Source organism: Paenibacillus marinisediminis, assembly GCF_054343325.1.
Window position 1 is genome coordinate 260,421 of record NZ_JBTGUH010000002.1, and the last position, 14,584, is coordinate 275,004.

Annotated in this window: 7 protein-coding genes; all 7 read right to left on the minus strand. The window is 46.3% G+C overall.

Annotated features, from left to right (window positions below; translation table 11 throughout):
* Positions 1-62: 62 nt before the first annotated feature.
* Entirely contained in the window at positions 63-2,657 is a 2,595-nt protein-coding gene (gene ppsA / locus ACXX53_RS07000; protein ID WP_458567914.1) for a phosphoenolpyruvate synthase, read from the minus strand.
* Between the two features lie 829 nt (positions 2,658-3,486).
* Complete coding sequence (locus ACXX53_RS07005; protein WP_458567915.1) at positions 3,487-5,964, minus strand: DUF4855 domain-containing protein; 2,478 nt, start codon at positions 5,962-5,964, stop codon at positions 3,487-3,489.
* Between the two features lie 339 nt (positions 5,965-6,303).
* Positions 6,304-7,140 (minus strand): hypothetical protein, encoded by an 837-nt coding sequence (locus tag ACXX53_RS07010; RefSeq protein ID WP_458567916.1) that lies wholly within the window; start codon positions 7,138-7,140, stop codon positions 6,304-6,306.
* A gap of 214 nt (positions 7,141-7,354) precedes the next feature.
* Positions 7,355-9,367, minus strand: a complete 2,013-nt coding sequence (locus tag ACXX53_RS07015; protein WP_458567917.1) for a Na+/H+ antiporter — start codon at positions 9,365-9,367, stop codon at positions 7,355-7,357.
* 136 nt (positions 9,368-9,503) lie between these two features.
* Positions 9,504-11,840, minus strand: a complete 2,337-nt coding sequence (locus ACXX53_RS07020; RefSeq protein WP_458567918.1) for an FAD-dependent oxidoreductase — start codon at positions 11,838-11,840, stop codon at positions 9,504-9,506.
* Positions 11,841-11,861: 21 nt separating this feature from the next.
* Positions 11,862-12,965 carry a M14 family zinc carboxypeptidase gene (locus ACXX53_RS07025; protein WP_458567919.1) on the minus strand — a complete coding sequence of 368 codons (1,104 nt, stop codon included), beginning with the start codon at positions 12,963-12,965 and terminating at the stop codon, positions 11,862-11,864.
* A 66-nt stretch (positions 12,966-13,031) separates the two neighbouring features.
* Positions 13,032-14,540: an extracellular solute-binding protein gene (locus ACXX53_RS07030; protein ID WP_458567920.1), complete on the minus strand. Its 1,509-nt coding sequence runs from the start codon at positions 14,538-14,540 to the stop codon at positions 13,032-13,034.
* Positions 14,541-14,584: the final 44 nt, after the last annotated feature.

The following is a 14,584-nucleotide window of genomic DNA, read 5'->3' on the forward strand; positions in this document are numbered from 1 at the left end:
TAGTTTGAGAAACAAGCTCAGAGATCAATGAATCAGAGATACTTACATGACGTATTCAACCATTACAAGATTTCAATGTACCCTTCTGTTCCATTCACGCGAATTCGTTGCCCGTCATTGATCAATCTGGTAGCATTTTCAACTCCGACAACTGCCGGCAAGCCATATTCACGCGCGATAACCGCTCCATGGGTCATCAGTCCACCCACTTCGGTGACTAGACCTTGTATGGCAACAAACAAGGGTGTCCAGCCAGGATCGGTAAAGGAAGTGACTAATATATCCCCCTCTTCCAGATTAGCATCCTCCATGTTTAAGATGACCCTTGCCCGTCCTTCTATCACTCCAGAAGAAACAGGCAGACCTGCAATCGCATTAGTCGGTAGATGTTCTCGTTTGTACTTACCTGCAATGATTTCGCCTTCCGAGGTGATAACACGCGGGGGAGTTAGTTTTTCGAAAAATTTGTAGTCCTCTTTTCGTTTGTGGATGATCTGATAATCCAGCTTGTTCGTACGCACGACTTCGTGAAGCTCCTCGAAAGTCAGAAAATATATATCTTCTTGCTCATGAATCACGCCGGCTTGTGCGAGTTGTTCTGCTTCTTTCAGCATAGCTTGCTTATAAACGAAGTAGCGGCTAATCATGCCGTATTTAGGATATTCGCGATAACCGATGAAATTCCGGATTAGGCTGATCATCCGTTTTGTCTCTTCGGCCTTTTGCTTACCATCCGGTAATGGCTTCAACCGATCTAATAACTCTTGCTCTTTTGCCAAAGCTTCCTGGAGCCCCTGCTCAAATTTTCGCTTGCCGGCATTCGGCTCGATGTTCTTGATATTACCCAGAATCATGGGGACAAGGGTAATTGGTTTTTCACTCCAACGAGTTTTCGTAATATCGATTTCTCCGGCGCATCGCATTCCGTATTTATGGAGAAAAGCACAGATCGCATCTTGAGCTTCCTGTCCGCCATCCAGCTGAACCAGTTCATCCAAGAAGTGGTCATCCTTGGCATGCTGCAAATAATCAATCACTTCTGGATAAAGTCGAATTACATCCGCGACATCCAATAGCGCTAGACCCATTTCCGACGTAATATTGTTGGGTACAGATTGAGAAAGAGTATCTGCTGCGTTTTTTTCGCCTAACCACTTGTTCATGTTTTCATTGATCCATGATGAAGCATTTATAGCAGCCATAAACACAGCCGTACTTTGTGGGTCAAATAAGATCTTCTTTAATTGCTGGATATCTTCCAGAATGAATTCAAACAAATCCGAGCCCGATTTCGCTTGGATGTTTTGTTTTAACTCTTCTATCGATGTTTGACTACGCTTAATCAAATCAGAAACGATTGTCGGATCGTTCTCGAATTGTGTCAGCATATCTGTATTACTTCTGTTGGTAATCGGTGCTGTTTTATCTTCTGGTAACATTTTTATAAAATCTCGTTCTATTATTGTTATGAGTGCGCCTTTTATGAGCGGATCGGATCCCATGGTATTTAATAAAGTTTCCCGGCCGACAGTTGTAGCCAGCCTAGGTGCAACATCAACAAACAACCTTCCACCCGCTTTACGCATCGGTGCAGGAGTAATTAACAGGTAAAAAGACAATCCCAATGGTTTTATGGGATCTGTCATCATTTGTTGATGACCAACAGATAGATAGACGTGTTTTTCTTGATCATTCGCTTCAGGGATCGGGTATAAAGTAGTGATCGGTCGACTCTGGACAATATAAAATGTATCATCAGCTAAACACCATTCGATATCTTGCGGGCAACCAAAATAAGCTTCGATCTGTCTTCCGATGAGTGCTAGCTGTAAAATTTGTCGCTCAGTGAGAGTTTGAGACATCTGCTGATCAGGATGAATCTGCTTTGTCTCTGTTCCGCCTTCTTCCCTTCCATAGACAGCCAATTTCTTTGTTGCGATCCTCTTCTCGACGATTTCCTCATTCCGCACTTTATAACAATCGGCAGATACCAAGCCGGAGACCAGGGCTTCTCCAAGTCCAAAACTGGCATCGATGGATAGCAATTTTCGATTAGAAGTAATGGGATCTGCGGTAAATAATATCCCTGAAGCCTGCGGGAAAACCATCTTTTGGACGATAACCGATAAATAAACTTGTCTGTGATCGAATCCATTCCGCATACGGTAGATTACCGCACGCTCCGTGAACAGGGAAGCCCAACATTTGCTGATATGCTGCAAGATCGCATCTTTGCCGATGATATTTAGAAAGGTATCTTGTTGTCCGGCAAAAGAAGCATGTGGCAAATCTTCAGCAGTCGCGCTAGAACGCACTGCATAAGCATGTTCCTCACCAAATTGGGAGAGATAGTGAGCAACTTCTTTCACAACATCGATAGGGATTTCTGCTTCCGTAATGACTTGTCGAATCTTTCTGCTGATTTCTACAATTTGGTCTCGATCCTCTACTTTTAGCATGGTTAGTCGATCCAACAAAACATGATACGTTTCGTTTTGTTCGATGGCCTGTTGGTATCCCACTGTTGTAACACAAAATCCTTCCGGTACTTGTATCCCTTGAATGTTTGATAATTCCCCTAAATTCAATCCTTTTCCGCCAACGAGCCAAAGCTGCGTTTTTTCTATTTCTTGATAATCGAGAACCAAAGTACTCATTCAACATCTCTCCTTACCATTTGATTGAGAAAAACAATTGACAAGAGCTTACCAGCATGGTAAGCTTAATTTATAAGATGAAATAATTGTGTTCATCTGACTAAACACAGTCGTGGTCTGATTATAACATCGTGTCTGTTTAAGTGCAATATATAAAGAACCTGGTACTCCAGGTTCTTTTCTGATTTTCTGCTAACATCTATCTCATCAAAAACGTGGTCCGAGCCTACCTTAGCCACTTTCCTTAAGATATGCAGCCTACTACCCCTTAATATTTTTTTATTCCTTTGACAGGCCCCATATATTTAATTCTCTTCTTAACGGAAATGCTAATTTTGGACTTAGAAAACGTTTCTTACGTGCTTGTCTTCTGTATGCACCATATCTCGCAAAAATGAATTTATTGAATTGAAAAATGGAGCCCCATATGGGCTCCATTCATTATTTGTTCTCTTCTTGAGATAATCAAAATGACTTTTAGCCAAATTTGATTTTGTACTGCAAAATATTTGTTCCAGCTGAATTATCATGTTAATCAGCAGGGCTCGTTTCTCAATCCTCGTATTTCTTCATAATAGGAATGCTTCCCGTTACTTCAATAAAACAGGCAGCCGAACATTCTAGCCGGCTGTCTCCGTGTTCTTTTTCAGCTATTGTGTCTCGTTTAACAAAGCCTATTTCACAGTAAACTCCGCAAAAGCAGTTGTCTTGTTCCAGTTCACCTGTATCGTATATGACCCAGGTTGTAAGTTCTTAAATATCTTCTTATCCTTGTATTCTTCCCCAACTCCCAAATCAATCCTTTACACATGTTCTTAATGTCGAGTATTTACGGCGTCGTCGGCAAAACCACGGCTCCATTCGCCATGCCGTCAATGCCGAGAACTTCGATTTCATCGATGAATACCCAGACGTTGATCGGGAATTCGACTTTGACGTAACGGGCATACACTTTATCAGCTCCCGGATTCCCAGGCACGCCGTCTATTGCGCCGTTCCATTTCATGAAGTCGGCCGAGACGCCATTTTGCGATGGTGTCTGGGAAACGGTTGCTAGCTTACCCCAGGATTGACCATCTGATGAAACGGATATGACGACGTTCTTAGGGAAATAGATGCCGGGTGCCGCATCCTGAAGGAAATGGGCTTTAATTTGGCCAATCGACTTGTCTTGACCCAAATCAAATGTGATCGTGCGGCTTCGTTCCTCAGGGTAGTCGCTGCCTGCATATCCCTGCCACTGTTCGTTACGGAAATCCGCACCGCCGAATTGGCCGTTGGTGAGCTCATTTCCGGAATCGGGATAGCCACTGTTGGCCGGCTTGGAAATCGTATAACTTTGACCAAGAACCAGGTTGCTAAGGCCCCAACCATCAGACCAAGCGTGAATGAGAACTTGTGCGTAGGAATCAAGCACTGTTGCAATTCGGGCGGAAATCATTCCTTGCGCTTGGACGGCTGGGTCGTGAATATGCGCGAGAAAATCCTGCATATACGTTACGGCATCATTTGGATTGTTTTCATCCAGGAGCTGTTTGATGATCTGCAAACGATAGGATAAGTCTTTGCCAAAAGCCGGATCGATCTCTTTCAAAGCTATATAACGATTTACTAGCTCCGCCATCGTCTCCAGAGATACATTCGTATCATTCTTTTGATAATTTTTGGTTACGAATAGATACATCATATCATATAGAATGCGATTATTCGGGTCATTGCTTCTTGCGCTGTCGAGCAGCGCGACATTACCTTGATAATAGGCTTTGTAGGCATCGTTCATATAACCGTAGTCGACGCCGCCGTTCAAATATTCGATGTAGCGGTCCCTGAATTTTGGAAACGAATTCATCCGTTCATCGAATTCCATCTCCACGCCGATGCCGTATTGCTTGACAAGATTGGTCGTATCTTTAATTCGGGACGGATCACCCGGCTCATCGAAGAAGTAGTTCGGCTGTTGTGCTACCGCGTCGAAGCCAAGCTTCTCCCAAGCGGATATACCATTGCCGAAGAAATAAGGGATCCAGAAAAACTTCTGCTTTTCCTGGTGGACAAGCTGACTCGTATGTTGGATGATCTTCGTATTGTTCTCATCATAGAGGTTGGCGCTTTCATCCATCCAATACATCCCGGCCAGCTCGAGGTTGGAATAATTTTGCTCGGCCCAGCGCTGTTTCACCTGATGCATATACCAATCAATGGCTTTTTGCTTGTCGGCGAAAGCCGCTTCTGTGCCGACCTGATCCGGATTGAAGTTCTCCATCACACCGTCGCCGTCAACATCGCCGAACTCGCCAACCGCATCGCCCGGATTCGGAACCATTAGCACGACCTTCGTCTTGTGCTTCGGTTCGCCCAATTTTACGCTAACCTCTTTGGTCCCTTCATTGAGCTGCCACATATCGCCTTGCGGGGCGAACGTTTTGTCCAGATACCAGTGCCAATCTTCAAGCTTGGCACTCGAGCCAAAATCCCGCTGCCCGTCCTGCGTTCTAATGCCGAGATAAAGTACGCCGTCGTACAACCAGTCGACCGGCTCGCCTTGCGCGTTCACGTAGCTGATGTACGGGATGATATTGTCTTTCGTCCAATCACCGGCACCGCTATCGTAATGTCCATTGTACAGCAGCGCAAGATTGCGGATGCCTCCCGTCGCTTTGCCCGGCTGCAGGTAAGCTGGCTGTTCCGGCTTCAGCTTGACGGCGTGCTGAGCTTTGCCGTCGACGCCCCAAATTTCGATTTCATCGAGAAAGGTCCATACTTGGGTCATGAACGTAACTTTTACATATCGCGTATACACGAACTCTGCATTTTTTTTCTCTTTCGGCAAGCCGTCAGCCGCAATATCCCAGACAAACGTCTGATCTGTCGGTGGCCCCGGCAACCAAAGCGGGATCGCGGTATCTTTGTGCGACAGCGGCGCCCAATTCACGCCGTCATCCGACACGTACATGGAAACCGTATTCGGATAAAAAATACCGTTGCCCGTGTCCTGCATAAAATGCGCTTTCACGGCGTTAATCGATTTAATATCCTGTAAGTCAAATACAACTTCGCGCGTAATTCCCCGAAGGTGCCCCTGCCAGGCGCTATCCATGAAGTCCATCGATGCATACATGCCATCGGTCAATTCATTTCCGGAGTCAGGGTAGCCCTCATAAGGGGCGGCAGAGAACAGGTAGCTTAAACCTGTAGCCAAGTTTCTCGGATCTTGCGTTTCTTGCTTTGCAAATGCATTTGGAACAAGAGAAAATAACATGACAGCGGCTAACATGAGGGTGAATCCTGTTTTTTTGACAGAAACCATTACACAACCTCCCGACTTAAATCTATATTGATATTAAATCAGCCGACGATGCCTCCTCTTTGCGTATCCTTCCGCATTTGCCAGGTGATCCGGTGTTTCCCGGGAATTGCGGAAGCGATTACATCTTCTCCTTCCGATTATAGCAGTCATGCCCGCTTCTATACTTTCACTATCGTACAAACTTGTTGGGTAATCGTACGAACAGAGAAGGCTAGTACCCTGACCGGGTGTAATTTTAGGGTATAGACTCAATATTAACTTCGTTATGATTTCATCACTTTTATTTTGCCAATGAAAATAACCGCCTTCCGTAGAACGCGGTTATTTTAAATCTGAAGATTAAAGTATTTGTATGGCATAAAGCTTAAGATCCATAATTAGTTCACATGCTTCGAGTCTTACAGCTCTATCGATAGTATGCTTGCCGATTAAATACTTTACAAACTCACAGCCAAGGTAATATCCTACGTCAGAGTGATTATGAAATTTGCACCAATCACCGAAGAATTCTTGAGTACTCTTTTCAGTATTAATTCTGTGAAGATATTCCTTTTTGATAATGTCTTCATTCGAAGCACACCAGTTTAACCATCCATTTTTATCTTGATGGTAGAAATTCATATCGCCACAAAGCAACTGCTCAAAATACATTGCAACGCCCTCTTGATACAATTGTAAAATTGAACGTTCCCTTTGGTTTTGTGCGATGTCATATCTTCCATTTTGTTCGTGCCAGATATGTCCGAGTTCGTGATATATTAGTGCAGCAAAATCCCGAGGATTATCCCAACCTAGTTCAAGTATTTTTTCTACTCCAAGCAAAACTACATTGCGTTTATTTATTTTCGTAGCCCATCCAGCACCGTTACAAAGACCTAAATAAAAAACAATGTCAACATCTGGCTCAACCAAACCATGTTTATCAAATGTTGTAGAAAGAGAATCCACCACTTCTAAAAAAATTGAATGTAGGACTTCGAGAGCATCCCTTTTATCATATAATGCATTGATCACTGGAATTACATCATTTCCGAAATCGTATTCTGCCACATCCCCTTCACATTTAACTGCGAGACCCTCACACACTTGATTTGCATATGTCCGCCATGTCTCAAGATTAAATGGTTTGAGATTAATAAGACCCAGTATATCTTCATAGGAGTCGATAATCCTCATAGCTAGGTACCTCAAATGCTTATGTATTTTACAATTATATTTTCATAGTTGTCTGAAGAGTAGCATATACTAACAAACTGACACTATGAGATTTCTTATTTGTAAATAAACTTGACCATTTCAATGCAATGAATAACATCGAAATGGTCGTTTGGCAGACCGAAACTATCACATAAGCAAATAAGCGGACTCTCCAACATCATTCGTTTCCCACCTATTCCGTATGCTCGAAAAGTGTCACGCTCTCGATGGATATGATGATTCTTCTCAAATCTTTCGCTTGTTCGTTACTGATCTCTCCGTTTTCGTACATGCGGTGAATCTCAGCACGTTCTGCGTCCATCACCCGTATCCGTAACTCCTCTTTTTGCGCTTCGACAGTCTCATTGTATTGGGATGATCCTTTAAGTCGCTCGATCAATAGCTTGTAGTCAAGAATAACTGAATAAACGATGCTCTCCTCATGCTCTTTAATATGAGCTTTCAAATACTCGAGTGCTGCTTGTGATGCTTTCAGCTGGATGTCCCTTCCTATTTGCCGTTTGGCTATTCGATCTTTGTCACGATTGCGACGAAATTTGCCGGTTGAAAACTTCCAGTTTCGAAAGGCGTTTCCAACAAGAAATTTGAGTCGGGAGCCCCCATTTCGAGATAATGCTTCTTCACGCAATTCAAGAACCTTCAAAAAGATCTCGAATAATTCTTCATCCAATTCTTGCTGATCCATTGCATTCTCTATGTATCTTCTCTCAGCTTTCAGTGCCATCAATCGAACTTCGACCATTTTTTTCTCGAACTCGTTGTCATCTACAGAATTCGTTCGATTGAATGCATTCGTATACCCATCCATCAAACTATATACCGCGATTTTGTTGTCTTCATTTAATTCTGAGCGGATCTGATTCATAGCAGTAACTAAGAGCCTGTTTTTGGCTTTTTCAATATCTAAATAACCAGACATCTCTCCTTCTGACGCCTCTCCATTGTTTAATAAAGGTAGAAATATGGTAGCAATGATCAAGGTGAACAAGATGACGCCCGCCGCTAAGAAAAGAATGAGTGAACGTTCGGGAAACGGCGCCCCGCTCTCGACCAGCATCGGTATGGACAATACTCCGGCCATAGTTATGGCCCCTCGAACACCTGTGAAGCTCATCAGCAAAGCCATTTTAATTGTCGGTCTGCTAGTATCTTCATTTCCTTTAATAAGATGCTCGTAATATGAAAAGATGTACGACCATACGAACCGGATCGCGAGTATCGCTGTCCCGATCACCAAAACATATCCGATAGCGAGACCATTGTTAATGAATGGGTCCTCAACTGTTGAGCGAATGGACGGAGGAATGTTCAAACCGAGCAACAAAAATACAACCCCATTCAAAATAAATAACACCGTGGACCATATGTTCTCTGTAAGAACCTGTTCCTCCGCATACAAAGGTTCTGCTCTCTCTCGGAGCAAGGAGTGGACGATCCCTCCCACGACGACCGCAATGACACCGGAAGCGTGAAGCATCTCCTCTGTAACGATATAAATTAGGAAAGGCGTTAATAATTGAAGCAAAGAATGCAATGTTACGTCACTGATTCCTTTTTTGCGCAGTGTAAAGCGGGTCCATGTCATCAGTAAGCTAAGCATAAGTCCAAGGACAGCCCCGGCGATAAACATGTATGTAAAGTCTAGTATCGCTTCGCGCAGCGAGAAGTACCCCGTGACGACTGCGGCCACAGCGTAATTAAAAGCCACAAGCCCGGAAGCATCGTTGATTAGCGATTCCCCGCGCACGAGATTCAGTACTTTCTCCGGAAGATGGATACGCTTTGCGATGCCATTCACCGCAACCGGGTCTGTTGGCGACAGGATGGCAGCTAAAGCGAAGGCAGCGGCAAGTGGAATGCTAGGGATAAGCCAATGGATAAAGTATCCGCCGCCAATAGTTGTTAACAGAACCAGAATAATCGCATTTCCGAAAATAGAAGCTCGCATTTTCCATAATTCATCTCTTGGAAAATGCCTGCCGTCATTGTAAAGAAGCGGTGCCACGAAAAGAAGCAAAAACCACTCTGTTTCGATTTCCAATTGAATTTCCTGAAAAACGATTGTGATGATGATACCGAAAGCAATCTGCGTCAATGCGGTAGGAATGGATGGCACGTAGTGGCTAATGATATTTGAAATCACTAAACACACAAGCAACAAAATCACGGTCATTAGTACTTCCAATACGTTATTCCTCCTAGACGAAGTCACTATATAAATTTCGTAAATAACGCCGACGGACAAATATCATCACATCGGCGTTTTATTTATTATTCGGAGATTCAACCATTTTTATCCGGCTCCCAATCCTGCTCAGATCCTACTCATACACGCGGATTTCCGTCAGCGCCGCATGCGGACTGCCGTTCGTACGTTCAATGACGACGCGCAAACGATCGGCCTCAACAGGGGTGAAACGATGGATCCGTTTTCGTTTTCGGTTCACTGTCTCCCTGTGCAACGTTATCCAATGTCCGTCTACATGTGCCTCAAGCCGATAGTCCGCGGCCAGCTCGGGAAAAATATCGAACGGCGTGCGCATAAAGTGAAGATTGATCAAATATTCATTCACATCGTCGTTCCAGGTTAGGTGCACTTCCGACAAGCGAATCGGGCGATTCCAGGACAATTGCAGCCAGGCTTCACGTCCTGCAGACTCATTTCCTGCATCCGCGCTTTCCGTACCATTCGTGCCAGCTTCACTTTCCGCAGCGATACAATGAGCTGCACTTTTATCAGAAGCGGTCAAAGGATCGGACAACCATACATGCGGTCCGCCATATGGACGGTTGTAGCCGTCGATCACTTTGTCGGCGCTATATGCCGTTGTTTCTCCTGCGACGCGGAAACAGAACGGCTTGCGGACAACGGAGCGCATGTTCCAGTCCCTTACAGGCTGGGCAGCGTACTGCCCCTCGCTCAACTTGGCAACAATAGGCTCCGGTTGCCTAACAAAACCGAGCACGCCGAACAACGGCTGATAGGACAACCACAAGGCGACATGCGGATTCGCCTTGACGATGACGAAGGCGTTCTGATCCTCCTGAGGTCTCCAAGATAAATCAGCGGAGATCCATTGCTGCTTTCCGGGGCGCACTTGTATGCTGCAAGCTGCAATGAGCGAATGCGGTACATAATTTTCCGCTCGGCCGGTGTCCCACAGCTCAATTTCCAGCAAGGTTTCCGCAGCGACATCCGCCAACAGTTCGAGACCTTCAAGCTGGGGAGCGACCGGAAACAGCAAACCCGCATCCTCGTGCAAATGGTGAAGCTCTTGCGGCTGCTCGACGACGATGTGCCTTAACGAACTGGAAGAGGTCACTGCAGCGCCAAGCGCCAAATCGTGCGGATCGCGATTTGCTATGCCTATGATGGCTGCATCCTGACGTAGCAAGGTCTGCTGCAGTTCTTCCAGATGATCGCGACATAATTCCCTTGGCGTAATGCCTTTCTGAACACAGAGCGCCGCACCAGTCCCAGCTGCCTCGCCCATTACCGCGCACGTCGCCATGACTCGCGTCGTTCCGAAAGCAACGTGTGTTGCGCTAATGTTCCGGCCGGCCATCAGCATATTGTTGACATTGACCGAGTAGAGTGAACGAAACGGAATATGGTAAATACCGTCGGAACACAGATGTTTTGAACCCTCTTCTGCCGCATACATCCCTTGCGGCGGATGCAAGTCGATCGACCATCCTCCGAACGCAACCCTGTCGAAGAATCGAGTCTGTTTGATAATATCATGCTGATGGAGAATATAATCGCCGACAAACCGACGGTATTCGCGCTTGCCCGGGATGGCCCCGACCCATTCCAACGTCAGCTGCTCCGCTTCATAGTTGCCCGAATTTTTAATATAATCCCATATGCCGTAAATGACCGACCACAATTCGTCGCGAATTCGCTCATTTTCATGAACAGTGTCCAATTCGCCACCCCACTCAATCCACCAATAGAAGCAGCCGGAGTCGCCGCTCCGGATAACTCGCCGCATCGGAATCGACGTTTTGGCAATATCTTTAGCGAACGCAGGCGGTACATATTTGACCGGGTAGCCAACGTCCTTCGTATAGAACAGCAATGTGCTGCCGAGCGTAATATCATCGGCCGACTCCGGCGCCCATGGTTCACCGAATTCGCTTCTTGCTTCCCGACCCAGCCGGTACTGAGCCCCGGACAGGAAACCGACCAGTCCGTCCCCTGTACAGTCCAGGTACATGCTGCTCTCAAAACGAATTTTCCGTTCCGATCCCATCATCCATCCGGTTACCGAGCGGATTGTCCTGGACGCTTCTGTGCCTACCGCTTCCACTTCGTGCACATCGGTATTAAGAAACAAGCGGATGTTCGTCTCGGCAAGTACGGTCTCGAGGACGACGAGATCCCAGTAGTACGGGTTGCCATTCGGATTGCGGTACTGGTTCTCAACGAGCATTTCGCCGATAATCCCCGTTTCCCTGGCGTATCGCTGCGTGCCTGTTGATGTAGCACCGCTAACCCAAACCCGCACCTCGCTGCTTGAGTTGCCGCCAAGCACGGGACGGTTCTGCACAAGCGCCACCGAACGGCCGAGCCTGGCCGCTGCCACGGCTGCGCTAACACCCGCTAAACCGCCGCCAATTACCGTAATATCGGTTTTAACTATTTCGAACTTCATTCAGGGTCACTCCCTTATTCATCAAATATGCAGCAAATACGCTTCCAGCGCCCGCGCAAAATCGGCACCGAATTGGCGGCAATTGTCCTGAGAAATTACCATATTGTGATTACCGAAATAGGGTAACTCAAATGAAAAGGCAAGCTGTGCACCCGTTCTTTCAAAAAATGCGCTGCAAGTCGCTCCATTCGGCTGATTCCAATCTTCACCCATCTCGATATCATGTATTGAACTATAAGAAATCAGCCCTGATGCAGCACGACTGCGAGTTGCGTCAGCAAGACATGCGTTGAACCGTTCAATTTCACCTTTCACGGGCGATCCCCTTTTAACGATAAAAGGGAAATCGTTTCGTTCTCCCCATTTGTATGGGCTATGCAAATCAATCCCTGCTGCCAGCTCAAGCGATTCCGCATATTCTGCGATGGCTGCCGTAGCCTCATAGTGAGGGGTAGCGACGTAATCCCGGTTATGGTCGTGAGGCTGGCGCGCTTTGCCCTGATCGCCGTTCTCTACGCCATCCAGATCAACGAATGGGACACAATGGATGGCATATTGCTGCAATACCGGCGATTCAGTTTGCGACAAATAATAGTACAACAGCCCTTCCAGCATATAAGAGGGCGGAGACTCGCATGCGTGATGTCTGCAAGTGAACATAATATGTTTGCGAGCTGCAGCATTGCCGATGACAAGCATCGGGACGTGCCGCAATTGTTCCGAAAGCGCAAGATCTAGCCGCCGAACAGCAGGATTATCGGAGATGCGGGAATAGAACCGTTCAAAATGATGCAGTTGATACGGCAACGAGAAACTGAAGTAGGCGCGCTCCCCCTCAGTGAACGAGTATCGGAACGATTGCCGGGATACTAGCGAATCGGTTCCAAGCCATTGCCACCTAATGCCGTCCGTGCTGAAAGCAGGCCCCCATGGACCTATGACTTCACCGTTGAGAAAATCAAATACGACTGTCTGCGCCTGATCCGCTTCCGCGCGGAAATTCCAATAAAACCACCAGCCTGACGTATCTCGGATGTCCTGCTCCAACTTCACCAGATCGCTTTCTTGCGCAATAACACGAATATTTCCTCCTGCGTAGTTGTCGGTAATTCGAATATTCTCCATCAGCTTCATACTCCTGACATGGAGCAGGCAACGGAAAGTGTATTTACTCCCCGTTGCCCGTCCTTCCTAGTTTATGATGCCAAGTTCCTTGAGCTGCTTCTCGGCGGAATCCAGCATCAGCTTATATTTGAACGTTGTTTCCAATGTTTTCAGAAAGTCTTCATATTCGCTAAGCGGGCGTTTGCCGTATGCAAATTTCATCAATTCCTCCAGCATGTATCGTTCGGCGTCCGCAGGATTGTATCCTTCCGGAAGATCAAGCAATCCGTTATACACTTCGATGCGCGGTGTGTTGGCTGCAAAATCGATCGCTTCAGCCGGATAACCGGATTGCAAATATTCCATTTCATTTCGACCAAGCAGTTGATACATAAAGGCATGTTCCTTAGCCCTTAGTTCGGTCCTGACGATTTTGCCGTTCTCGCGATTCCAGTGGCGGCCTTCTTCCCCATGGGCGACAAGGGTGGAACCTTCCGGGCTCGCCACGTAATTAAACAGATCGAGTATTTTCTGCAATTTCTCCGGATCTTTCTCTACCGACTTGGAAATCGCATGCATTCCTGGTGCAATGCCGATATCCCAACCGCCGGCATATTGTCCACCCGGACCTTTCAATGCCGGAACTTGCACCCATTCAGCGTCAGGATTTACCGCCTTGTATTCTTTCACGCGCTCGGGGAAAGTCATTCTCGGGAAACCATGCCAGATCATGCCGACCTTCCCTTGAAACGCCTTCTGCTCATGCTGGGTGCCTGTATTAGTAAGAAGATCCGGATCAACAACGCCGGCATTCACCAGCTCATTGATAAATTTCAGCGCATCTTTCATCCCCGGATCGTAGAAGGAATTCATCAATTTGCCATCCTTCTTGTAAAACGTTCCGAAAGTACCTACGCCAAAAGCGGTGAAAATGGGATCGAAGGCAGCCAATCCCGTTCCGGTAATGCCGTAGGTGTCTTTCTTGTTGTTGCCGTCCGGATCATTTTCTGTAAATGCTTTGGCTACTTCAACAAACTCTTCCAACGTTGTCGGAACTTTTAGATTCAAATGATCCAACCAATCTTTCCGGATCCATATGTTAAAGAAAGGAAAGGAAGGCTTTTTCGCCAATGCGTATACTTTCCCGTCCACGGTTCCTTTCTTTAGACTATCCTCTCCGATAAATTGCTTCGCCTGCTCCAGCTTTCCCATATACGGTGTCAGATCGAGCAGCAGTCCTTTTTTGGCGAACTCCTGCATCGATGTGCGGTTAACCGAAATGACGTCCGGATAATCTCCGGCAGCCATGCGCACATTTACCTGATTATAATCATCGAATAAAGACAATTGGATATCGGTGTTCAATTTCTCGTCAAGCCTGATTTTCATCCGGTCATTGTCGCCCTCCGGCAATTTCGCACCGCCACTGTCCGTCATAATCTCAAGTTTGATTGGTGAGGCTTTTGGAGCATCAGAGGAAGATTCGGTTGAGGCAGGGGAAGCGGATTGTCCTGTATTATCTCCGCATCCGGCGAGCATTGTGCCCAGCAACAATATGGTAGCCAAACATAGCGACACCCATTTCTTTTGTTTCATGAAAACATCCTCTCTTCCATGTTAGAATGGTTTGCGAAACAACG

Coding starts and splice junctions, on each gene's coding strand:
- ppsA (WP_458567914.1), bottom strand. CDS start 2,657: ATGAGTACTTTGGTTCTCGATTATCAAGAAATAGAAAAAACGCAGCTT.
- ACXX53_RS07005 (WP_458567915.1), bottom strand. CDS start 5,964: ATGGTTTCTGTCAAAAAAACAGGATTCACCCTCATGTTAGCCGCTGTC.
- ACXX53_RS07010 (WP_458567916.1), bottom strand. CDS start 7,140: ATGAGGATTATCGACTCCTATGAAGATATACTGGGTCTTATTAATCTC.
- ACXX53_RS07020 (WP_458567918.1), bottom strand. CDS start 11,840: ATGAAGTTCGAAATAGTTAAAACCGATATTACGGTAATTGGCGGCGGT.
- ACXX53_RS07025 (WP_458567919.1), bottom strand. CDS start 12,965: ATGGAGAATATTCGAATTACCGACAACTACGCAGGAGGAAATATTCGT.
- ACXX53_RS07030 (WP_458567920.1), bottom strand. CDS start 14,540: ATGAAACAAAAGAAATGGGTGTCGCTATGTTTGGCTACCATATTGTTG.